21 protein-coding genes are annotated in these 21,069 nt (G+C 66.1%); 11 read left to right on the top strand and 10 right to left on the bottom strand.

Annotation, left to right across the window (positions count from 1 at the left end):
* The first annotated feature begins 48 nt into the window (after positions 1-48).
* The 5 genes from BMW75_RS25510 to BMW75_RS25490 all read left to right on the top strand — a co-directional run bounded on the left by BMW75_RS25510 (position 49) and on the right by BMW75_RS25490 (position 5,814).
* The gene (locus BMW75_RS25510) at positions 49-2,835 is read left to right on the top strand and encodes a sensor histidine kinase (RefSeq protein WP_092582374.1); all 2,787 of its coding nucleotides are present in this window, start codon (positions 49-51) and stop codon (positions 2,833-2,835) included.
* A gap of 22 nt (positions 2,836-2,857) precedes the next feature.
* On the top strand, positions 2,858-3,550 hold the full coding sequence (gene kdpE, locus BMW75_RS25505) for a two-component system response regulator KdpE (RefSeq protein WP_092582373.1): 693 nt from the start codon (positions 2,858-2,860) through the stop codon (positions 3,548-3,550).
* A 127-nt stretch (positions 3,551-3,677) separates the two neighbouring features.
* The gene (locus tag BMW75_RS25500) at positions 3,678-4,448 is read left to right on the top strand and encodes a TorF family putative porin (RefSeq protein ID WP_092582372.1); all 771 of its coding nucleotides are present in this window, start codon (positions 3,678-3,680) and stop codon (positions 4,446-4,448) included.
* A gap of 139 nt (positions 4,449-4,587) precedes the next feature.
* Complete coding sequence (locus BMW75_RS25495; protein WP_254792128.1) at positions 4,588-4,911, top strand: hypothetical protein; 324 nt, start codon at positions 4,588-4,590, stop codon at positions 4,909-4,911.
* A gap of 3 nt (positions 4,912-4,914) precedes the next feature.
* On the top strand, positions 4,915-5,814 hold the full coding sequence (locus BMW75_RS25490) for a 4-hydroxy-tetrahydrodipicolinate synthase family protein (protein WP_092582371.1): 900 nt from the start codon (positions 4,915-4,917) through the stop codon (positions 5,812-5,814).
* Here BMW75_RS25490 and BMW75_RS25485 read toward each other — a convergent pair.
* The 3 genes from BMW75_RS25485 to icd form a co-directional block, all read right to left on the bottom strand.
* Positions 5,792-7,333 carry a methyl-accepting chemotaxis protein gene (locus BMW75_RS25485; RefSeq protein WP_092582370.1) on the bottom strand — a complete coding sequence of 514 codons (1,542 nt, stop codon included), beginning with the start codon at positions 7,331-7,333 and terminating at the stop codon, positions 5,792-5,794. The two genes, BMW75_RS25490 and BMW75_RS25485, sit on opposite strands and share 23 nt — an antisense overlap.
* Before the next feature lie 215 nt (positions 7,334-7,548).
* Positions 7,549-8,808 (bottom strand): O-antigen ligase family protein, encoded by a 1,260-nt coding sequence (locus BMW75_RS25480; RefSeq protein WP_175493267.1) that lies wholly within the window; start codon positions 8,806-8,808, stop codon positions 7,549-7,551.
* Between the two features lie 159 nt (positions 8,809-8,967).
* The gene (icd, locus tag BMW75_RS25475) at positions 8,968-10,224 is read right to left on the bottom strand and encodes an NADP-dependent isocitrate dehydrogenase (RefSeq protein WP_076519098.1); all 1,257 of its coding nucleotides are present in this window, start codon (positions 10,222-10,224) and stop codon (positions 8,968-8,970) included.
* A gap of 204 nt (positions 10,225-10,428) precedes the next feature.
* On the opposite strand from icd, the gene BMW75_RS25470 reads away from it, so the two are divergent.
* Positions 10,429-10,854, top strand: a complete 426-nt coding sequence (locus BMW75_RS25470) for a DUF1841 family protein (protein ID WP_076519097.1) — start codon at positions 10,429-10,431, stop codon at positions 10,852-10,854.
* A 90-nt stretch (positions 10,855-10,944) separates the two neighbouring features.
* On the opposite strand, the gene BMW75_RS25465 is transcribed toward BMW75_RS25470, so the two are convergent.
* Together BMW75_RS25465 and BMW75_RS25460 are read right to left on the bottom strand one after the other, a co-directional pair.
* Positions 10,945-11,307 (bottom strand): c-type cytochrome, encoded by a 363-nt coding sequence (locus BMW75_RS25465; RefSeq protein WP_076519096.1) that lies wholly within the window; start codon positions 11,305-11,307, stop codon positions 10,945-10,947.
* A gap of 12 nt (positions 11,308-11,319) precedes the next feature.
* Positions 11,320-11,673: a c-type cytochrome gene (locus BMW75_RS25460; RefSeq protein ID WP_076519095.1), complete on the bottom strand. Its 354-nt coding sequence runs from the start codon at positions 11,671-11,673 to the stop codon at positions 11,320-11,322.
* A gap of 175 nt (positions 11,674-11,848) precedes the next feature.
* On the opposite strand from BMW75_RS25460, the gene BMW75_RS25455 reads away from it, so the two are divergent.
* Entirely contained in the window at positions 11,849-12,730 is an 882-nt protein-coding gene (locus BMW75_RS25455) for an AAA family ATPase (protein ID WP_076519094.1), read from the top strand.
* A 25-nt stretch (positions 12,731-12,755) separates the two neighbouring features.
* Complete coding sequence (locus BMW75_RS25450) at positions 12,756-13,928, top strand: vWA domain-containing protein (RefSeq protein WP_092582368.1); 1,173 nt, start codon at positions 12,756-12,758, stop codon at positions 13,926-13,928.
* A gap of 28 nt (positions 13,929-13,956) precedes the next feature.
* Here the strand turns inward: BMW75_RS25450 and BMW75_RS25445 are convergent, their stop codons facing one another.
* The 3 genes from BMW75_RS25445 to BMW75_RS25435 all read right to left on the bottom strand — a co-directional run bounded on the left by BMW75_RS25445 (position 13,957) and on the right by BMW75_RS25435 (position 15,916).
* Complete coding sequence (locus BMW75_RS25445; RefSeq protein WP_092582367.1) at positions 13,957-14,514, bottom strand: GNAT family N-acetyltransferase; 558 nt, start codon at positions 14,512-14,514, stop codon at positions 13,957-13,959.
* 128 nt (positions 14,515-14,642) lie between these two features.
* On the bottom strand, positions 14,643-15,023 hold the full coding sequence (locus BMW75_RS25440; RefSeq protein ID WP_076519091.1) for a hypothetical protein: 381 nt from the start codon (positions 15,021-15,023) through the stop codon (positions 14,643-14,645).
* A 293-nt stretch (positions 15,024-15,316) separates the two neighbouring features.
* Positions 15,317-15,916, bottom strand: coding sequence for a GNAT family N-acetyltransferase (locus tag BMW75_RS25435; RefSeq protein ID WP_092582432.1), 600 nt, complete (start codon positions 15,914-15,916; stop codon positions 15,317-15,319).
* 124 nt (positions 15,917-16,040) lie between these two features.
* Here BMW75_RS25435 and BMW75_RS25430 point away from each other — a divergent pair, with 124 nt between their 5' ends.
* On the top strand, positions 16,041-18,797 hold the full coding sequence (locus BMW75_RS25430) for a M16 family metallopeptidase (RefSeq protein ID WP_092582366.1): 2,757 nt from the start codon (positions 16,041-16,043) through the stop codon (positions 18,795-18,797).
* Between the two features lie 292 nt (positions 18,798-19,089).
* Positions 19,090-19,479: a DUF4148 domain-containing protein gene (locus tag BMW75_RS25425; protein ID WP_092582365.1), complete on the top strand. Its 390-nt coding sequence runs from the start codon at positions 19,090-19,092 to the stop codon at positions 19,477-19,479.
* 35 nt (positions 19,480-19,514) lie between these two features.
* Here the strand turns inward: BMW75_RS25425 and BMW75_RS29570 are convergent, their stop codons facing one another.
* Entirely contained in the window at positions 19,515-19,811 is a 297-nt protein-coding gene (locus tag BMW75_RS29570; RefSeq protein WP_175493266.1) for a hypothetical protein, read from the bottom strand.
* 575 nt (positions 19,812-20,386) lie between these two features.
* Between BMW75_RS29570 and BMW75_RS25415 the strand changes: the two genes are divergently transcribed.
* Positions 20,387-20,668, top strand: a complete 282-nt coding sequence (locus tag BMW75_RS25415) for a DUF4148 domain-containing protein (protein ID WP_076519086.1) — start codon at positions 20,387-20,389, stop codon at positions 20,666-20,668.
* A 108-nt stretch (positions 20,669-20,776) separates the two neighbouring features.
* On the opposite strand, the gene BMW75_RS25410 is transcribed toward BMW75_RS25415, so the two are convergent.
* Positions 20,777-21,069 (bottom strand): integrase core domain-containing protein (locus BMW75_RS25410; protein ID WP_139208598.1); only part of this gene is annotated, 293 nt, incomplete at its 5' end.

The following is a 21,069-nucleotide window of genomic DNA, read 5'->3' as shown; positions in this document are numbered from 1 at the left end:
CGCGGCGTATAGTATTGCCAGCCGTTCCCTCCCCTCACCTGCGCGTTCATGGCTGACATTGCTGACGAGCGTCCCGATCCGGACGCGCTCTTGAAAACCCTGGACGCCGCCGAGCGGCAGGCCGTGCGCGGCAAGCTGCGCGTGTACTTTGGCGCGTCGGCCGGGGTGGGCAAGACCTACACCATGCTGGCGGCCGCGCGCGCCCAGGCCGCGCAGGGCGTGGACGTGCTGGCCGGCATCGTGGAAACGCACGGCCGCCGCGAGACCGCGACGCTGCTGGAAGGCCTGCCGGTCCTGCCGCTCAAGGACGTGGCCTACCGGGGCCACGTGCTCAAGGAATTCGACCTGGACGGCGCCCTGCAGCGCCGCCCCGCCCTCGTGCTGGTGGACGAACTGGCCCACTCCAATGCGCCGGGCTCGCGCCACGCCAAGCGCTGGCAGGACATCCAGGAACTGCTCGCGGCCGGCATCGACGTCTGGACGACGCTGAATGTGCAGCACCTGGACAGCCTGAACGAAGCCGTCGGCAGCATTACCGGCGTCCGGGTCTGGGAGACCGTGCCCGACGACGTGTTCGACGCGGCCGACGAGGTCATGCTGGTCGACCTGTCGGCCGATGAACTGCTGCGCCGCCTGAAGGAAGGCAAGGTCTACCTGCCCGAACAGGCCCGCCACGCCGCCAGCAATTTCTTCCGCAAGGGCAACCTGATCGCGCTGCGCGAACTGGCGCTGCGGCGTACGGCCGAGCACGTGGACGATGACGTGCAGGCCTACCGCCGCGACCGCGCCATCGAGCCGGTGTGGCGCACGCGTGAGGCCATCGTGGCCTGCATCGGGCCAGACGCCGACGCCGAATACGTGATCCGCAGCGCCCATCGCATGAGCCAGCAGCTCGATTGCGATCTGCACGTCGTCACCATCGACACGCCGCGCGCCGCGCCGCCCGCGCCGGCCGAAATCGAGCGGCTGCAGCACAGCCTGGCGCTGGCCGATTCCCTGGGCGCGCGGTCCGAGACGCTGGCCGGCGGCGACATGGTAGACGCGGTGGTCCGCTATGTCCGCCGCCACAACATCACCAAAGCGATCGTCGGCCGCACGCGCGCGGGCGGGCTGCAGCGCCTGCGCCCGTCGCTGTCGGCGTTCCTGACCGCCGTCATGTCCCCCGGCTGGCTGTGGCGGCGCCACAGCTTTGCCGACATGCTGGCCGCGGGCTGCCCGGAAATCGACATCATCCGGCTGGGGGCGCCCCCCATTCCCGCGCGTGCGCCCGTCGGCCGCCATCCGATCGCGGCCGGCCGCCGCGCCGGGCCGGCCGACGACGAGCGCGGGGCGCGTCCGCTGGCGGGCTATGCCTGGGCGCTCAGCTACTGCGCCGCGGCCACGGCCCTGTCCGCGCTGGCGTTTCCGGCCCTGCACCAGACGAACATCGTCATGCTCTTTCTGCTGGCGGTGGTGGCGGTCGCGCTGCGCCATGGCCGGGGGCCGGCCGCGCTTGCCTCCGTCGTCAGCGTGGGCCTGTTCGACTTTTTCTTCGTGCAGCCCCTGTCGTCATTCGCCGTGTCCGACGTGCAATACCTGCTGACCTTCGCCGTGCTGCTGGGCGTGGGGCTGCTGATCGGCCAGCTCACCGCCGGCCTGCGGCTGCAGGCACAGGCCTCGGTCAAGCGCGAGGCCGATGCGCGCAGCCTGTACGAATTTGCGCGCGAACTCTCGTCCGCCCTGCTGCCCGAGCAGATCGTGGCGCTGGCCGGCTCCTTCGTGCATGCCACGTTCGGCTCGCGCTGCGCGCTCTACATCCTGGGCCTGGACGACCGCCTGCGGCTGGCCCCGCCCGTCGATGGCGAGATGCCGGCGCCGGCGTCCGCGCTGGCGCAGTGGGTCCACGACCACGGCCAACCGGCGGGCGCGGGCACCACCACGCTGTCCAACACCGACCTGCTGTACATGCCGCTCAAGGCGCCCATGCGCACACGGGGCGTGCTGGTGCTGGCCGCGCCGCGCCGCAGCCTCTATACGCACCCCGACACGCGCCGGCAGATCGAGGCCTACGCCACCCTCATCGCCATCGCGCTCGAGCGCCTGCATTACGTCGAGGTGGCGCAGCAGGCGCTGGTCAGCATGGAGTCCGAAAAATTGCGTAATTCGCTGCTGGCCGCGGTGTCGCACGACCTGCGCACGCCGCTGACCAGTCTGGTGGGCATGACCGATACGCTGACGCGCCAGCAAGCCGAACTGCCCGCGGGCGTGCTGGACACGGTGCGCGCCATGCGCGACCAGGCCCAGCGCATGCACGCGCTGGTGGCCAACCTGCTGGACATGGCGCGCCTGCAAAGCCGCGACGCGCCACTGCGCCTGGAATGGCAGTCCATCGAAGAACTGGTCGGCGCCGCGCTGGCCGCCATGCGCGAACCGCTGGCGGGCCACCGGATCGAGGTCGACAGTCTGTCGACGTTGCCGCTGGTGGAATGCGACGGCGTGCTGATCGAGCGCGTGCTGTGCAATCTGCTGGAGAACGCGGCCAAATACACCCCACCCGGCAGCACCCTGCGCATCCACGCGTCGGTCCACGAAGCCGAGATGCACGTCGCCATCGCCGACAACGGCCCGGGCGTCGCGCCGGGCGCCGAGCGCCGCATCTTCGAGAAATTCACCCGCGGAGAACGCGAATCCGCCACGCCCGGCGTCGGACTGGGACTGGCCGTGTGCGAAGCCATCGTCGCCGCCCATCACGGCCGTATCTGGGTGGAGCATGCGCCGGGGCAAGCCAGCGGCGCGCAGTTCGTCTTCAGCCTGCCGCTGGGCACGCCGCCCGACATCAAACCCGAAACCGCCTGATTCAACCTGTTTGAGCCATTCCATGTTCGATTTCCAGCCCGTGGTCCTGATCATCGAAGACGACGCCAACATCCGCCGGTTCGTCCGCCAGGCCCTGGAGAGCGAAGGTTGCGTCGTGCACGAGGCCGACACCGTCAAGCGCGGCCTGATCGAGGCCGGCACCCGGCAGCCCGACGCCATCGTGCTGGACCTGGGGCTGCCCGACGAAGACGGCATGACGCTGATCCGCGAGCTGCGCGGCTGGACCGAGGTGCCGGTGCTGGTGCTGTCGGCGCGCAGCGCCGAGGCGGATAAGGTGGCGGCGTTGGACGCGGGCGCCGACGACTACCTGGCCAAGCCCTTCGGCTTGAGCGAGCTGCTGGCGCGCCTGCGCGTCCTGCTGCGCCGCCACGCCCGCGGCGGCGCGGGCAACGCAGCCGAGATCGCGTTCGGCGACGTGCGCGTGGACTTCTCGCGGCGCACCGTCGAGCGCGCGGGCCAGCACATTCACCTGACCGCCATGGAGTACCGCCTGCTCGCGGCGCTGCTCGCCCATCGCGGCAAGGTCATGACCCATCGCGAGCTGTTGCGGCAGGTCTGGGGGCCGTCCCATGTCGAAAGCAATCACTATCTGCGGATTTACATGGGCCACCTGCGCCAGAAGCTCGAAGCCGACCCCGCGCAGCCGGTATTCCTGCTGACCGAGATCGGGGTGGGCTACCGCTTCGCGGGCTGATCGCGGCCGCGATACGCTGCATTGGCGCGGACATTGACGCGCCATTTACGCGCAGGGCGCGTGTCTTGACTCGCGCTTTATGCCGATCCTCCTATTGTTGCGGTCCGTTCAACAGCTGGAGGCTTCCATGTCCCGCAACACCCTCGCCGCGCTGGCGCTGCTTGCCATCGTTCCCACGGTCCACGCCAGCGACGCCCCGCCGGCCGCCGACGCCGCCGACACCGCATCGCGCTACACGCTGACGGCCAACGTCACGCTCGCCAGCCAGTACCGCTATCGCGGCCTCATGCAGACCAACAACCAGCCCGCCATCCAGGGGGGCTTCGATCTCGCGCACGCCAGCGGCTTTTACATCGGCAACTGGAACTCCAGCATAAGCTGGCTGGACGACAGCAACAGCGACGTGTCCGCCCCCGTGGAAATGGATTTCTACGGCGGCTACAAGGGCAACATCGTCGAGGGCGTGCCCGTGGACCTGGGTGTGCTGCAGTACTACTACCCGGGCGACTTTCCGTCCGGCTACACCAGCCCCGACACGACCGAACTGTATGCCGGCATCGGCTATGGTCCGATGTCCTTCAAGTACTCCATCGCGCTGACCAACCTGTTCGGCTTTGCCGACAGCAAGTACAGCCAGTATTTCGACCTGTCGGGCAATTTCGACACCGGGCTCTGGGGCCTGACCGTCAATGCCCACGTGGGCCGCCAGATCGTGCGCAACGTGGACAACGGCTCCTACACCGACTGGAAGCTGGGCCTCACGAAGGACTTCGGCGATGGGCTGTCGGTGTCGCTCGCCTATCTGGACACCAATGCCGACCGCGCCGTCTACACCAACACCCGTGGCCGCGACATGGGCCGCGCGACAGGCCTGCTGTCGGTGACCAAGACGTTCTGAGGGGCCGCGCGCGTTGACGCGTTTTTTACGCGACGCGCACGCTTTTATCGGCAGGTTTTACGGCGCGATTCCTATAGTGGAATCGTCGCCAACCACCGGACCCTCGGGTCGCCTGCCAAGGCCCCCGCCCCCGACCGCCATGATTCCCCGACCGCTACGCCATGATCGCAAGTCCCAATCCCCCGCGGCAGCCTCCACGCCGCAGCCCCGATGCAGCCTGGTCGCGCTGACCGTACGCATCGATACGCTGGACGCCCTGAATGTGCGCCTGGCGCTGCATCGCGAGCTGGGCGACCGCATCGGCGTGTACCTGCTGTCCGTGGACCACGCCCATGCGCGTAGCACGCTCCAATTGCAATGCGAACGGGACGAACTGGACGCGCTGATGCGTGCCGTCATGCGCGGCCTGCCCCGGGCGGAATTCGGCCAGCTGCGGCCCGCCGCCGCCCTGACGGAGCGTTGAGCCATGGACATGCCCGCCAAACCCGTGTTCGAGGGCATCTGGCTGCCCATGGTGACGCCGATGCGCGGCGGCCATGTGGACCTGGACGCCGCGCAGGCGCTGGCCCGCTACTACCGCAATGCCGGCATGGCCGGCCTCGTCCTCTTCGGTTCCACCGGCGAGGGCAACCTGGTCGGCACGCCGGAAAAGATCGACATGATCGAAGCCATTGCCAGCGACGCGCATGCGCTGCCGCTGGTCCTGGGCGTGGGCGGCGTCGACACGCGCGGCGTGGCAGCGGCGGTGCGCCGGCTGGACCGGTACGCGCCCGCCGGCTACCTGGTGCCGCCGCCGTATTACCTGGGCCCCTCGCAAGCCGGCATCGCATGGCATTACCGCCAGATCGCCTGGGCCACCGAGCGCCCCATCATTCTCTACAACATTCCCAAGCGCGCGGGCGTCGCCATGACGGTCGAGACCATGGAGGCCCTGGCCGCGATGCCGAATTTCGGCGCGGTAAAGGAGTGCAATCCGTCGGTGCTGGCCGCGCTGAACGCGCGCGGCCGCCTGGATGCGCTGTGCGGCGAGGACCTGGCCCTGCTGGACCACTTCCTGGCGGGCGGCCGGGGCGCCATACCGGCGGCCGCGCATCTGTATCCCGAGCGCTTCGTCGAGATCATGCAGCTTGCGCGCGATGGCCAGGCCCACGCCGCGCGGGAACTGTTCGAACCGCTGGTTCCCTTGATCCGCCTGCTGTTCAGCGAACCCAACCCCGCGCCGATCAAGCGCGCGCTCGCCATGCAGGGCCTGATCGCCGACGAATTGCGCATGCCCATGACGCCCGCCAGCCGCGAGCTGGGCTCGCGGCTGCAACGCGCGATGAAGCGGATGCCGGATCCGGTCAGCCGGCTGCAGACAGCCTGAAGATCGACACGGCGCGCGCCAGGTCTCCCGCCTGGTCGTGCAGCGTGGCCGCCGAGGCGGCAAACTCCTGCACCAGCGCCGCGTTCTGCTGGGTCGCGCCGTCCAGGTGCGTCACGGTGAGGTTGATCTGCTCGATCCCCACGCTCTGCTCGCCGGACGCCGTGGCGATCTCGCGCATCAGCGGCGCGCTGGTCGCGGCCGATTCCAGCACGCTGCCCATCGTGGCGCTCGCCTGCTCCACCCGCTCGCTGCCCCGCGTCACGGAGTCGGACGACGCTTCGATCAGCGTCTTGATCTCCTTGGCCGCCGTGGCCGAACGCTGCGCCAGCGCCCGCACCTCGCCCGCCACCACCGCAAACCCGCGCCCCTGCTCGCCGGCCCGCGCCGCTTCGACGGCGGCGTTCAGCGCCAGGATATTCGTCTGGAATGCGATCTCATCGATCAACCGGATGATCTCGTCGATACGCTGCGAACTGCGCGATATCTCGCGCATGGCATCGATGGCGTGCTGCGTCTCGTCGCTGCCCTGTTGCGCCAGCCGGGCCGCCTCGCCGGCCAGCGCACTGACCTCGCGCACGTGCTCGGCGCTCTGCCGCGCGGTCGCGGTGATTTCTTCCACGCTGGCCGCCGTCTGTTCCAGGGCGGCCGCCTGCTTTTCCGTGCGATCGGACAGGTCCATGCTGCCTGCGGCGATCTGGCGGGAAGCGGCCGCGATCGACGCGGTGGAATGCACGATGCTGCGCACCGCCGTGTCCAGGCGTTGCTGCATCCGCGCCATCGCGTCGAACAACTGGCCGATCTCGCCCCGGTGATGGCGCGAGATGGCGCTGGACAGATCGCCGTTGGCCACGCGCTCGCACACCGCCACCGCTTCGTCCAGCGGCCGCAGGATGTGCGTGCTGAAAAAGCGCAGCGCCGCCGCCAGCACCAGGGCCAGCAGGCCCAGCGTCACGCTGCCCTGCCGCCAAAGCGTGCCGTAGAAGGCCGCGTCGACGTCGTCCACGTACAGGCCCGTGAACATAAGCCAGCCCCAGTCCGGGTCGTAGGCCGCGTAGGTGATCTTGGGCAGCGCGTCGTCGGCGCCGGGGCGCGGGAACAGGTAGCGCACGTAGCCCCCGCCCGCCTTGCCCTGCGCATACAGGTTTTCGAAGAGCGGCTGGCCGTCGCTGTCGCGGATGCCCCGCACGTTGGTGCCGACCAGCTTGGCGTCGGGATGGATCAGCAGCGCGTAGTCATCGCCAAAGGCGCCCACGTACCCGTCCTCGCCGTATCGCATCTGCGACAGCTGACGCGCGGCATCGCGCTTGGCCTCGGCCAGGGGCACGCCCTCCCGCACCCGCTGCTTGCCGTCGCGCACGATGCCCGCCGCCAGATCCAGCACGTGGCGCAACGCCGCCTTGCGGTCATCCACCATCTCGGCGCGGCGCTGCCAGGCGTCCCATACGCCCAGCGCCAGGACGGCGGCGCCGATGGCAAACACGAACCACAACAATTCCCTACGCAAGCTGGAACGACTCATCGACTCTCTTCTGCATTCCACAGCCGAAACAAATCACTGCGAAATATGACGTTTTATTTACAAAGGTCGGCCAGCATACCGTTTCAAACGTTGTTTTGATAAGAATTAACTAGTCACTTTGATCTAGCTCAAATCCAATGCCAATAAAAAAACGCAAGGCGGGTCGCGCCTTGCGTTGTCGGGAAGCCGGACGGCGGGCCTTGCGCCCGCGCCGCCTACGGCCCGGGGCGGTCGGCGCGTGGCGTACGCGCCGTGGTCAATGCAATCAGCGCCACCGTGATCAGCGCGTAGGTCGGCACGCTGCGCATGTTGCGGAACATCATCTCGGTCAGGCTGAAGGCGCAATAACCCAGGCAGAAGAGCAGCCCCATCTGCGCCCCCACGCGGATGACCCGGTCGTCGCTGGCCAGGCGCCGGAAGAAGATGGCCGCCGGCAGCAGGTACAGCGTCAGCATGCTCAGCAGGCCCAGCAGGCCGTAACCGGCCAGGGCCGCCAGCAGATCATTGTGGGGCTCGCCAAATCCATCCACGACCTCCTGTGTCACGATGCCCTGCCCCTGCAGCACGCGCAGCTCTTCGCGGAACTTGCTGGGGCCGATGCCGACGATCGGGCTCTTTTCGAACATCAGGATCGAGGCATGCCACAGTTGCAGCCGGATGCCGAACGAGGTGTCGCGATTGGCCGACGTGGCAAAGCCCTGCACGTCGTGGGTGATCTCCTGCATGCGGCTGCTGTAGTTCCAGATGGCGGCCGCGCTGGCCGCCAGCGCCACGCCCACGGCCAGCGCGCAGTACACCTTGTGGCGCCGCCGCCAATTGCGCAGGCCCAGCAGGAACACCAGTCCCAGGATGGGCAGCAGCATCCAGCTGCTGCGGGTTTCGGACATCCATGTGGCGCACACGGCCAGGGCCGCGGCCAGCAGCTTCAGGCCGGTCTCGAGGCGCGGCCATCGCGATCCGGGCCCCCAGCCGAGCGACAGCAGGGTCATGCTGCCGAACAGCAGCACCATGTTGGCAAAGGCCACGGCGTTGTAGCGTCCGCCAACCTCGACCACCGCCCCGCGGCCGCCGGTCATCATCGTGAAAATCAGAAGCCCGGAACCCGCCAGCGCCCCCGCGAGCAGGGTCCATTCGACGTGGCGCAGCAGCCGTTGCGGCGCGCGCAGCAGCAGCCACAGCACGGGCAGCGCCAGCGCAAAGCGCAGCAGTTTTTCGAGTTCGGAATTGCTCCACACGCCCAGCACCGAGGACGTGATCAGCATACAGGCAAGGGGCGACAGCAACGCCAACGCCATGGGCCATAGCGCCCGCAAGTCCATGGGCTCATAGCGCCTGACCGCATTCGCGGCGATGGCGAAAAGCGCGATCAGCGCGCTCAGGTACAGCACGGCGGGGCCGCCTACCGGACTGGTCAACGCCAGGGCGGGCATCAGCAGCACCAGCCAGGCGGCCAGGGTTACATACATTCGGGGCACAACAATCAACCTGGAAAAAACTGAGCACGCGCGTCGCGCGTCATGCCGGTCGGTTAGACAAAACCCGCCCGCCATGACGGCGGGCGGGTTTGGCGGAACATGCGGGACCAGGCCGGGTGCGCGGGGCGGACAGCCTCGCGCGACGGCCCTGGCCGCGGATTACATGTTTTCGATCATCACCTGGCCAAAGCCCGAGCACGACACCTGCGTCGCGCCTTCGAGCAGGCGGGCAAAGTCATACGTGACCTTCTTGGACTGGATGGACTTTTCCATGCTGGAGATGATGAGGTCGGCGGCTTCGGTCCAGCCCATGTGACGCAGCATCATTTCGGCGGACAGGATCTCGGAACCGGGGTTCACGTAGTCCTTGCCGGCGTACTTGGGCGCCGTGCCGTGGGTGGCTTCGAACATGGCCACGGAATCGGACAGGTTCGCACCCGGGGCGATGCCGATGCCCCCCACCTGCGCGGCCAGCGCATCAGAGATGTAGTCGCCGTTCAGGTTCAGGGTGGCGATGACGTCGTATTCGGCCGGGCGCAGCAGGATCTGCTGCAGGAAGGCGTCGGCAATCACGTCCTTGACGATGACCTCGCGGCCGGTCTTCGGATTCTTGAATTTGCACCACGGGCCGCCGTCGATCAGTTGCGCGCCGAATTCCTTCTGCAGGAGCTCATAGCCCCAGTCGCGGAAGCCCCCTTCGGTGAACTTCATGATGTTGCCCTTGTGCACCAGCGTCAGCGACGAGCGGTCGTTGTCGATGACGTACTGGGCGGCCTTGCGCACCAGGCGCTCCGTGCCCTCGCGTGACACGGGCTTGATGCCGATGGACGAGGTGTTGGGGAAGCGGATCTTCTTCACGCCGAGCTTGGTCTGCAGGAACTGGATCAGTTCCTTGGCCTGCTCGCTTTCGGCCATGTATTCGATGCCGGCGTAGATGTCTTCCGAGTTCTCGCGGAAGATCACCATGTTGGTCTTTTCGGGTTCGCGCACCGGGGACGGCACGCCCTTGAAGTACGCCACGGGGCGCAGGCACACGTACAGGTCGAGCTGCTGGCGCAGCGCCACGTTCAGCGACCGGATGCCGCCGCCAACCGGCGTGGTCAGCGGCCCCTTGATGGAAACCACGTAGTCTTTGACGACTTCCAGGGTTTCGTCGGGCAGCCACACGTCCGGACCGTAGACCTTGGTGGCCTTTTCGCCGGCGTAGACCTCCATCCAATGGATCTTGCGCTTGCCGCCGTAGGCCTTCTGCACCGCCGCGTCGACGACCTTGATCATCACGGGGGTGATGTCGGCGCCCGTGCCATCGCCTTCGATGAAGGGGACGATGGGCTGGTCAGGCACGTTCAGCGAGAAATCGGCGTTGACCGTGATTTTCTGGCCGCCGGCGGGAACCTTGATATGTTGGTAGGACATGAATGCTCCATTTGCTCCGGGTGGTTTTTCTGCACGCGCCAGAATCGGACAGCGTCCGATTCCGCGGGTCGTACCGCCTCCTGCGAACCGCACACCGGATGGCGGATAGCAACCCATTCTATATCGCAAAGCGGCGGGCGAAACCGGCGGTCCCCATGGGGCGGTAAAATAATGCGACCACATCCTGCTTTTGGCCCCCTCCCGATGTTCAATCCCTCCCGCGACCAAGTCCGCGAATTCTTTATCGAAACCTGGCGCAAGCATCGCGCCAGCGAGGTGCTGACCCCGCTCGAGGCCATCGCGCTGGACTGGATCATCGAACACCCGGAATACCACGCCGACCTCGAAAGCCCGGAAGCCATGGCCACCGAATACGCCGTGGAAAAAGGCCGGACCAATCCTTTCCTGCACCTGTCCATGCACCTGGCCATCGCGGAACAGTTGTCGATCGACCATCCGCCCGGCATCCGCCAGGCCTACCAGCAGCTCACCGCACGCTCGGACGCGCACCACGCCGCCCATGAAATCATGGAATGCCTGGGGCAGGTGGTCTGGGAAGCGCAACGCCTGGGCACGCCGCTGGACAGCGACACCTACATCGATCTGATTCGCCGCCGCGCCAGTCTCTGAAGCCCTGCCCTGCGGGCAAATAAAAACCCTCGTTTCCGAGGGTTTTCATGATGGGCCGGCGCCTTGCGCCTGCCTTGGCGTGCGCCTGCCTCAGCGGCGCACACCCAGGTCGCTGGGCAGCGATGCCAGCCAGGCCGACACGTTGGAGATGTCCTGGTCGGACAGTTGCGTGGCGAAGGCGCCCATGATGGGGTTCTTGCGCACATTGGCCGTGGCCGCGCTGCCGGAGGCGCCGCGCTTGTAGGCCTTCAGCGCATGGGCCAGATAGTCGGCATGCTGGCCGGCCAGCGTGGGATACGCGGGATCCACCGCGGTCTTGGCATCGGCGCCGTGGCAGGATGCGCAATTGAATTTTTCGAAGACGGCCTTGCCGGCCGCCAGGTCCTGCGCCTGGGCGGCTGCGCCCGAGATGGCCAGGGTCGCGCCCGCAAGGGCAAGCATGGTGCGATTCATGGTTTTGCCCCCTTATTTGAGATTCGAGTAGTACGCGGCCAGGTCGGCGATGTCCTGGTCGGACAGGCTGCCGGCAATGGCGTCCATCGTGGGATGGCTGCGCGCGCCTTTCTTGTACTCGTTGAGGGCGGTTTCGATGTACTTGGCGTTCTGGCCAGCAATCATCGGAACATGGTACAGCTCGGGAAACGTCGCCTTGTAGCCCGGGATGCCATGGCAACCGATGCACATGGAGACCTTGTCGCGGGCGTTCTGGGCATTACCGACCGGCGCTGCGTCTGCAGCAACAGCCTGGCCGGCGATCGCACAGGATGCCATCGTGGCCAACACGGAAACCGTGTACTTCAGAGAGGTTCGCAACTTCATTGGAATGACTCTTCTTGGTATGGCTAAGGACTAGGGCCTGCTCACACGAAAAGGCCCTCTGCAAACACGTTGCGGGTGGAACCCAAAGCAAAACCGCCTGATTGTACGATAATTGCTCAGGATTAATACCTTGCGTTAGTGTTGATCCCCATCAAACCACAGAAGCCATCAGACCATGCCCGCAGCCCAGACCGCCTCATCCGCCAAGCCAGTCCGCTTCGATGGCACCGACACCTACGTCGCCACCGATGACCTCAAGCTCGCCGTCAACGCCGCCCTCACCTTGCAGCGCCCGCTCCTGATCAAGGGCGAGCCCGGCACCGGCAAGACGATGCTGGCCGAAGAAGTCGCCCGCGCGCTGGGACGGCCGCTGCTGCAATGGCACATCAAATCCACCACCAAGGCGCACCAGGGCCTGTACGAATACGACGCGGTGTCGCGCCTGCGCGATTCGCAGCTTGGCGACGAAAAGGTCCGCGACATCCGCAACTACATCGTGCAGGGCACGCTGTGGCAGGCGTTCCAGTCGCATGAGCCGGTGGTGCTGCTGATCGACGAAATCGACAAGGCCGACATCGAATTCCCCAATGACCTGCTGCGCGAGCTGGACCGCATGGAGTTCCACGTGTACGAAACGCGCGAGACCATCGCCGCGCGCCACCGTCCGCTGGTCATCATCACCTCCAACAACGAAAAAGACCTGCCCGACGCCTTCCTGCGCCGCTGCTTTTTCCACTACATCCGCTTCCCGGACCGCGACACGATGCGCGACATCGTGGCCGTCCACTACCCCGACCTGAAGCAGGACGTGCTGCGTGCCGCGCTGGACACGTTCTTCGCGCTGCGCGATGCGCCCGGCCTGAAGAAAAAGCCCTCCACCTCCGAACTGCTGGACTGGCTGCGCCTCTTGCTGGCCGAGGACGTCTCGGCCGCGCAGATCGACGCGCACGCCGCCACGGCCGTGCCCATGATGGCCGGCGCGCTGCTCAAGAACGAGCAGGACGTGCATTTGCTCGAACGCCTGGCTGCCATGACGCGCGGCGGCCAGCGCCGCTGATCCGGCATCCACGGGCGGCCCGCACATGCTGATCGACTTCTTCTACCACCTCAGGGCGCACAAGCTGCCCGTCTCGGTCAAGGAATACCTGACGCTGGTGGATGCCCTGCGCCAGGACCTGATGTCGCCCACGCTGGACGAGTTCTACTTTCTTGCGCGCGCCACGCTGGTCAAGGACGAGTCGCTCTACGACCGCTATGACAAGGCGTTTGGCGCCTATTACCGGGGCATCGAGGCCGCGCTGCCGGCGGGCAAGGAGATCCCGCTCGACTGGCTGATCAAGCAGTTCGAAAAAAGCCTGTCGCCCGAAGACAAGGCCGCCATCCAAAAGCACGGCTGGGACAAGCTCATGGAGCTCTTCAAGGAGCGCCTGGACGAGCAGAAGGAACGCCACGCGGGCGGCAGCAAATGGATCGGCACCGGGGGCACCTCGCCCTTCGGCAACGGCGGCTACCACCCCGAAGGCATCCGCGTGGGCGGCGCGTCGACCGGCAACCGCACGGCGGTCAAGGTCTGGGACATGCGCCAGTTCAAGGACTACGACGACCAGGTGGAACTGGGCACGCGCAACTTCAAGGTAGCCCTGCGGCGGCTGCGCCGCTTCGCGCGCGAAGGCGCCGACATGGAATTGGACCTGGACGACACCATCGCCAGCACCGCGCGCAATGCCGGCCACCTGGACCTGCGCATGGTCCCGGAGCGCCACAACACGGTCAAGGTGCTGATGCTGCTGGACGTGGGCGGCAGCATGGACGACCACATCGGCCGCGTCGAAGAACTGTTCTCCGCGGCCCGCAGCGAGTTCCGCAACCTGGAGGTGTACTACTTCCACAACTGCCCGTACGAAAGCCTGTGGCAAAGCAACCGCCGCCGCCAGAGCGAGCGCTTCGACACCTGGGACGTGCTGCGCAAGTACAACCCCGACTGGCGCCTGATCATCGTGGGCGACGCCACCATGAGCCCCTACGAAATCCTGCAGCCCGGGGGGTCCGTCGAGCACTACAACAAGGAACCGGGCGCCGAATGGATGCGCCGGCTGCTGGACGCCTGGCCCAAGTCGGTCTGGCTGAATCCCGAGCCCACGGCCTCGTGGCAGTACCGCCAGTCCATCGCGCTGATGCGCGACATCATGCAGGACCGCATGTATCCCGTGACGGTCGCCGGCCTGGAGCAGGCGATGCGGATGCTGTCCAAGTAAAGGCGGGGCCCTGCACGGATTCGGCCGATCAGCCGTCCACCGGGTTTTCCGGCGAGTCCAGCGTGAGCTGATAGAACGCCAGGTCAAGCCAGCGCCCGAACTTGAAGCCCGCCTCGCGAATGGTGCCGGCGTGCACGAAGCCCAGTTTTTCGTGCAACCGGATGCTCCCCTGGTTGGACGCGTCGATGCCGCCGATCAGGACATGCACCCCATTGGCGCGCGCCCGTTCGATCAGCACGCGCATCAGCGCTTCGCCCAGCCCGCGCCCCCGAAAGCGCGCATCCACGTACACCGAGTGCTCGACGGAATACTTGTAGGCGGGCCACGCGCGGAACGTGCCGTAGCTGGCGAACGCCATCAGTTCGCCGGCCTCGTTCTCCAGTCCCACGACCGGAAAGCCGCCCTGCTGCTTGGCCTGGAACCACCCCTGCATGGCCTCACGGGGCCGCGGCTTGTAGTCGTAGAGCGCGGTAGACGTGGCAATGGCGTCATTGAAGATGGCCAGGATCTGGTCGGCATGGCGCGCGTGCGTGCAGTCGACCAATGCGGCGCCTTGCGGGGCGTGGAGTTCGGCGGGCGTGTTCATGCCCGGGATTTTAGCCAGTGCGGCGGACGGTGCGCCCGGCGCAGGGCAAAAATGCGGCGCGGCCGCCACAGACAAAAAAAACCGGCGAGGACGCCGGTTCAGTGAGGTGTTGCCGCTTCTGGCCACTCTCAGGCGGCGCGGCTCTCCACAGATCGTTGGACGTTTTGCGCCGTGTGGCGCAACCCTGGGCATTGCCGCCAGGCCAGTTCATCGGCGTCCATATCCAGGTCGAACAAATCCTGCGCGGCGGGCCACGGATGGGTGCGCGCGGAGGCGCCCTCCATTTCAAGCACATGGCCGGCAAATCCGCGGGGCGATCCCCCACACTCCGCGAAATACCGCTGCGTATTCAAGTCCACCACGTACGTGGTCAGGTCATGGGTCAATATGGCCACGTATTGGCCGTCATCACTGGCATATGCGTATTGAAACTGTCCTTTGATGCCATCGCCGCTAAGGGCGTTGCCGGTCAATTGGGACAAGGCACGCGTGACGAGCTCGGTCAGCATGGGTCGTTCCTCCGTAGAATGCGCCGGCAGGATGCCGGCGGCGAAGGCGCGAACGACAAGCACCGGCGCCGCGCTGCGGCGGCGTCTGGCGTTGGACGGGAAGCCGGTAAGACGGCCGTCGCGCATCCCGTCAACAACAGCGAATTCGTCCTTAAGAGCTTACACCCGCGCCCCGGACGGGTTCAAATCCCCAGGGAAAACGGGTCTGCCGCATCGCAGCATGCCAGTTGGCGCGGCTTGGCGCAGCCCGGTGCCACCCCCGGTGCCACCCCGGCGCCCCCCCCCAGTGCCCCTTAAGCGGCCGGGAATATCTCGCCGTCGCGGGCGCCGTCGCCGTCCCGCTGGCGGCGCCAGTTGGCTCGGGCAATGCGATACAGGACATGCGCGCGCAGCGGATGTCCGGCCGGGACGGCGGGATGGTCGAAGCTGCCGGCGTCGGCCGTCATGCCCAGGCGGTCCATCACCGCACGGGACCGCTGGTTGCCGGTGGCCGTGAACGCGACGATTTCATCCGCCCCGACCTGTTCGAAGCCCACGCGCAGCGCCGCGTCGGCCGCCTCGCTGGCGTAGCCCCGTCCCCAAAATGGCTGGGCGAGGCGCCAGCCGATCTCCACACCCGGCCCGAACGGCAGGCTGCTCGCCAGGGGCTTGATGCCCACGAAGCCGATGAAGGGCGCCACGCCCGGCGCTTCCACCGCCCAGAACCCCCAGCCGTGCTCGTCGATGCCCGCCGCCAGCCGGTCGGCCAGGGCATCGCTCTCCTGCGCCGTGAGAGGCAGCAGAAACTGCGTCACCTGCGGATCGCCGTTGAGCGCGGCAAACGGCTCGCGGTCGGCGGCCCGCCATTGCCGCAGCACGAGGCGCGACGTTTCAACTTCCACGGTCAGGGACATAGGGGCTTCCTCAGATTGCGGCCGGCGCCGGCGCGCCGCGTCCAGGGCGGCCGGCAGGCCCGCCTGAACCATTGCCAACGTATACACTCCAACGGATTCTGCCATGCCAAAGGAATGATCCGCCATGCGCCTGTCCCTGTCGAAGCTGCCACGCCCATTGGGCGTGCTGCTGTTTTCCTCCTTCCTGGCCTTCCAGGCCGGGGCCGCCAGCCTGCCGGCGGGCGTCACGGAGGCCGCCTCGATCGAAGGCATTACCGAATATCGGCTGGCCAATGGCCTGCGGGTGCTGCTGGTGCCCGACGAATCCAAGCCGTCCACCACGGTCAACATGACGTACCTGGTGGGCTCTCGCAATGAGAACTACGGCCAGACCGGCATGGCGCACCTGCTGGAGCACATGCTGTTCAAGGGCACCTCGACCACCCGCAACGCCATGGGCGAGTTCTCGCGCCGCGGCCTGCAGGCCAACGGCTCGACCTCCAGCGACCGCACCAATTATTTCGCCAGCTTCGCGGCCAATCCCGAGACGCTGAAGTGGTATCTGGGCTGGCAGGCCGACGCGATGGTCAATTCGCTGATCGCCAAGGAAGACCTGGACTCGGAAATGACCGTGGTCCGCAACGAAATGGAAAGCGGCGAGAACAATCCGTTCCGTATCCTGATGCAGAAGATGCAGGCAGCGGCGTTCCAGTGGCACAGCTACGGCAAGAACACGATCGGCGCGCGTTCCGACGTCGAGAACGTGGACATCGGCCAGCTCCGCGCCTTCTATCACGAGTACTACCAGCCCGATAACGCCGTGCTGATCGTGGCGGGCAAGTTCGATCCGCAGACGACGCTGGCGGACATCGAGGCCACGCTGGGCAAGCTGCCCAAGCCCGACCGCAAGCTGCCGCCCGAGTACACGGTGGAACCGGTGCAGGACGGCGAGCGCTCGGTGACGCTGCGCCGCACGGGCGGCACGCCGCTGGTGGCGGCGATGTACCACATCCCGGCGGGCGCCAGCCCTGATTTCGTGCCGTTCGACCTGGCCACCACGATCCTGTCCGACACGCCGTCGGGCCGCCTTTACCATGCGCTGGTCCCGACCAAGCTGGCCTCGGGCGTGTTCGGTTTCACGATGGAAAACCTGGACCCGGGGCTGGCGATGTTCGCCGCCCAACTGACGCCAGGCAAGGACCTGGACGCGGCAATGAAGGCGCTGACGGGCACGCTGGAGTCCCTGGACAAGAAGCCCTTCACGCAGCAGGAGCTGGACCGCGCGCGCAGCAAGTGGCTGACCGCCTGGGAGCAGACGTACAGCGATCCCGAACAGGTGGGCGTGGCGCTGTCCGAGGCCATCGCCGCGGGCGACTGGCGTCTCTTCTTCCTGCAGCGCGACCGCGCGCGCCAGGCGACGCTGGCCGAGGTGCAAAAGGCCGCGACGACCTATCTGGTGCAGAGCAACCGCGTCGAGGGCCGCTACATCCCCACGGAAAAGCCCGAGCGCGCGCCGCAGACCCAGCGCGTGGACCTGAGCGCGGTGTTCAAGGACTACAAGGGCGATCCGGATTTCAAGGCCGCTTCGGCGTTCGATCCCTCGCCTGAAAACATCGACAAGCTCACCCAGCGCAAGACGCTGGAACTGCCCAATGGCCCGGTCAAGCTGGCGCTGCTGCCCAAGGCGACGCGAGGCAGCCGCGTGCAGGCGCAGATGCTGATCCAGTTCGGCAACGAGAAGGACCTGCTGGGCCAGCGCGTGAATTCGAGCGCGGCGGCCGATCTGCTGCTGCGCGGCACGGACAAGCTGTCGCGCCAGGACATCCAGGACCGGCTGGACAAGCTGCAGGCCGAGCTGGGGTTCAGCGGCGGCGGCACGACGCTCAAGGTGGCGATGTCGACCAAGGGCGAGAACCTGCCTGAACTGACGGCGCTGGCGCTGGAGATCATCCGCAACGCCAGCTTCCCGAAGGAACAGGTCGAGGAATACCAGCGCCAGCTTGAAACGTCGATCCAGAACGCCATGACCGAACCCTCGGCTCTGGCTGGCCGCACCCTGGCCCGCCACGACAATCCGTGGCCTGCGGACGACCTGCGCTATGTGCCCACCTTCGAGGAGTCGCTGGCGGGCGTGCGCGCGATGAACCGCGAGGCGCTGGCCAAGTTCCATGCCCAGTTCTATGGCGCGGGGGACATCGAGTTTTCCGCCGTGGGCGATTTCGAGCCGCAGGCCGTCGAAAAGGCCCTCAGCACGGGCCTTGCCGGCTGGAAGAAGGCGCCGGCCTACACCCGTGTGCCCAATCCGTACCGCGACGTGCCGCCCAAGCAGTTCGACATCAATACGCCGGACAAGGCCAATGCGTTCTATCTGTCGCGCCTGCCGCTGAAGCTGCAGGACACGGACGCGGATTACGCGGCGCTGTATCTGGCCAATTACCTGTTCGGCGCCTCGGAGACGTCACGCCTGTGGAACCGGGTGCGCGAGACGGAGGGCCTGTCCTACAACGTGCGCAGTTCGCTGTCGGTGTCGTCGTTCGAGCCGTCGGCCAGCTGGAGCATCTATGCCATCTATGCGCCGCAGAATCGTGAACGCCTGGAGAAGGCGGTCAACGAGGAACTGGCGCGGGCGCTGAAGGACGGCTTTTCGGACAAGGAAATCACGGAAGGCATCACGGCGCTGCTGAACTATCGCAATCTGGCGCGCGCCCAGGATGATGTGCTGGCGAGCACGTGGGTGGACTATCTGGATCGGGGCCGCACGTTTGCCTGGTCCGCGGAGATGGACAAGAAGATTGCCGCCTTGACGCCGGAATCCGTGAATTCGGCGCTGCGCAAGTATCTGCGTCCGGAAGGATTCAGCACGGCGCTGGCTGGCGACTTCAAGAAGTCTGCCAAGCCCTGATACGGGCTGGCTTGGCTGCTGGATAAACCCCTGCTTCGGCAGGGGTTTTTTTGCATGATGAGGGGTGGGGAAAGCGCCTGTCATGGGCGGCAGGGGCCATGACCATGCCAATAATGGGTGAATTTTGGCCCCAAGTTCCGATTACTCGGTTATTTGGAAAGATGTTTTCAAGGAATCAGGGTTTATCCCAGGTGGGATGACGCGCACAATTCAGTCATCGGGAACAGCAAACGAACCACGACGGAGTGCCGCCGGATTCGGTCCCACCTAATGACGAATTGGAGGTCTCACCATGAAAACCCTAGCCACTACCCTTTTCCTATCCCTGGCCCTGGCCGGAGCCGGCGCGCAAGCCGCAGGCGTCGAACAAGCGAAGAGCCGCGCCCAGGTGGCGACCGAGCTGCAACAAGCGAAGGCGAGCGGCCAATACACGTTCGGCGAGCTGGACTATCCGCCCGCCCTGCCCCAGACGACCAGCCTGAGCGCGCAGGAAGTGCAGGCTCAGTTGCAGCAAGCCAAGGTCAGCGGCCAATACACCTTCGGTGAACTGGAATACCCCCCCGTCGCCGCGGCGACCGGCAGCGCCAAGTCGCGCGCCGATGTCCAGGCGGAACTGGCGCAAGCGAAGGCCAGCGGTCAATACACGTTCGGCGAGCTCGAGTACCCGCCGATCAGCCGGTGAGCTGCTTGCTGTAGCCCGGCCGGCCTCGGGTGGCATCATGGCCTGAGGCCGGTATTTTCGGCGGTACAGCGGCGGTTGAAGTAGTAGTAGTTGAAGTTGAAGTCGAAGTTGAAGTCGAAGTTGAAGTTGAAGTTGAAGTTGAAGTTGCTGTGATGCAGTTGGTAGTTGTAGTCAGCAGGTGCAGTAGCGCAGTAGCAGTAGCAGTAGCAGTAGCAGTAGCGGAGGGACCGGGGCGCGAGCCGCGGTCCCTTTTTTGTGTGCATGAGTGGCTGGGGCGAGCGCGGGTTCTTTAGCCGCCCGGCGCGGCCGCGCCCCCCAGCGCGCGGGGCCACGATTGCGGTCCGGAGCCTTCGCTCCGGACTTCCCCTGCCTCATCCTCGTCATCGCCTGCGGCGATTCCTTCGGATTCCGTTGGGCTTATCGACGCCCCGCGCGCTGGGGGGCACGGCCACACCAGGCTTGCGTTGTTGAATGGCCTCGAGCGCTGGGACGGGTGGTTTTCTTGGCGTTCTTCTTGGCGTTTTGAGCTGGCAGGAAGATCTTGCGTGGCCCGCGCTGCGTCGGCCGCGCGGGCGGCCTGGCAGCGCTTACGCAATGAGTCGCGTCAGGGGGAGGCCGCTGCGCGCTTGATGGAGAGCCTGCGTCAAGGGGGGCACTGCGTGCTGATTTAGCGCCCGCTTCAGGATTGAGCGTCGCTTTGCTGGTGGAGGGCGCCTTGGCTTCGTAATTCTGCATTGCAAATTTTCGAAACCCTTCGATTTTTCGCGAACGTGGGAGGTGATTTCATCCCGTGCGGGTCTTTGCCGAGATTTTGGCGTCCAGCGCCTGGCCATCGGAATCAACAGATGGACCACGACAGAAGGCCGCCGGGCTCGGTCTCATTTAAAACAATCTGGAGGTCTCACTTATGAAAATACTGGCCACGACGCTGTTTTTTTCCCTGGCCTTGGCAAGTGCCGGCGCTCACGCAGCTGGCGATGAACAATCCAAATCCCGCGCCCAGGTCGCAGCCGAACTGCAAGAAGCCAAGCTCAGCGGCCAATACGCTTTCGGCGAGCTGGATTATCCCGCGGCGCAGCCTCACACCTCCAGCCTGACCGAACAGGACGTGCGCGCCCAGCTTCAACAAGCCAAAGTCAACGGCGAATACACCTTCGGCGAGCTCGACTACCCGCCCGCCACCCGCTAAGCGGCTCGCCGTTCTACGGGATCCCGCAATCCCATCCGTAGCGCGCCAGGCACGCCTGTGACCCGTCCTGCCATAGGTTGACACCTACGGCACGGTATCCGTAGCAGGCTACGGACTGAACACCCGATGAACTTCATCGGGTGTTTTGCATTGTAGGGACAGGTGCGGTCGCTCGGTGTTGTAGATATCGACGGACTGCTTGACCATGAGCCGGGCTTGGGCCAGATCAGCGGGCCTGTGGAGCAACAACTCTCCCTTCAGGATGCCGTTGACCCGTTCTGCCAAGGCATTCTGGTAGCAGTCGTAGCCGTCAGTCATTGAGCAACGGATGCCGTGCCGCGCGTGCAGGCGCTGGTAGTACGTTGAGCAATACTGGATTCCTCGATCCGAGTGGTGCACCA

It is taken from the genome of Achromobacter sp. NFACC18-2 (genome assembly GCF_900108985.1).
Taxonomy (GTDB): Bacteria; Pseudomonadota; Gammaproteobacteria; order Burkholderiales; family Burkholderiaceae_B; genus Achromobacter.
The sequence above is the reverse complement of the archived record's forward strand: the minus strand, read 5'-3'. Positions and strand labels throughout refer to the sequence as shown.

Coding starts and splice junctions, on each gene's coding strand:
- BMW75_RS25415 (WP_076519086.1), top strand. CDS start 20,387: ATGAAAATACTGGCCACGACGCTGTTTTTTTCCCTGGCCTTGGCAAGT.
- BMW75_RS25485 (WP_092582370.1), bottom strand. CDS start 7,333: ATGAGTCGTTCCAGCTTGCGTAGGGAATTGTTGTGGTTCGTGTTTGCC.
- BMW75_RS25495 (WP_254792128.1), top strand. CDS start 4,588: ATGATTCCCCGACCGCTACGCCATGATCGCAAGTCCCAATCCCCCGCG.
- BMW75_RS25465 (WP_076519096.1), bottom strand. CDS start 11,307: ATGAATCGCACCATGCTTGCCCTTGCGGGCGCGACCCTGGCCATCTCG.
- BMW75_RS25425 (WP_092582365.1), top strand. CDS start 19,090: ATGAAAACCCTAGCCACTACCCTTTTCCTATCCCTGGCCCTGGCCGGA.
- BMW75_RS25435 (WP_092582432.1), bottom strand. CDS start 15,916: ATGTCCCTGACCGTGGAAGTTGAAACGTCGCGCCTCGTGCTGCGGCAA.
- BMW75_RS25450 (WP_092582368.1), top strand. CDS start 12,756: ATGCTGATCGACTTCTTCTACCACCTCAGGGCGCACAAGCTGCCCGTC.
- BMW75_RS25490 (WP_092582371.1), top strand. CDS start 4,915: ATGGACATGCCCGCCAAACCCGTGTTCGAGGGCATCTGGCTGCCCATG.
- BMW75_RS25470 (WP_076519097.1), top strand. CDS start 10,429: ATGTTCAATCCCTCCCGCGACCAAGTCCGCGAATTCTTTATCGAAACC.
- icd (WP_076519098.1), bottom strand. CDS start 10,224: ATGTCCTACCAACATATCAAGGTTCCCGCCGGCGGCCAGAAAATCACG.
- BMW75_RS25500 (WP_092582372.1), top strand. CDS start 3,678: ATGTCCCGCAACACCCTCGCCGCGCTGGCGCTGCTTGCCATCGTTCCC.
- BMW75_RS25440 (WP_076519091.1), bottom strand. CDS start 15,023: ATGCTGACCGAGCTCGTCACGCGTGCCTTGTCCCAATTGACCGGCAAC.
- BMW75_RS25445 (WP_092582367.1), bottom strand. CDS start 14,514: ATGAACACGCCCGCCGAACTCCACGCCCCGCAAGGCGCCGCATTGGTC.
- BMW75_RS25430 (WP_092582366.1), top strand. CDS start 16,041: ATGCGCCTGTCCCTGTCGAAGCTGCCACGCCCATTGGGCGTGCTGCTG.
- kdpE (WP_092582373.1), top strand. CDS start 2,858: ATGTTCGATTTCCAGCCCGTGGTCCTGATCATCGAAGACGACGCCAAC.
- BMW75_RS25510 (WP_092582374.1), top strand. CDS start 49: ATGGCTGACATTGCTGACGAGCGTCCCGATCCGGACGCGCTCTTGAAA.
- BMW75_RS25460 (WP_076519095.1), bottom strand. CDS start 11,673: ATGAAGTTGCGAACCTCTCTGAAGTACACGGTTTCCGTGTTGGCCACG.
- BMW75_RS25455 (WP_076519094.1), top strand. CDS start 11,849: ATGCCCGCAGCCCAGACCGCCTCATCCGCCAAGCCAGTCCGCTTCGAT.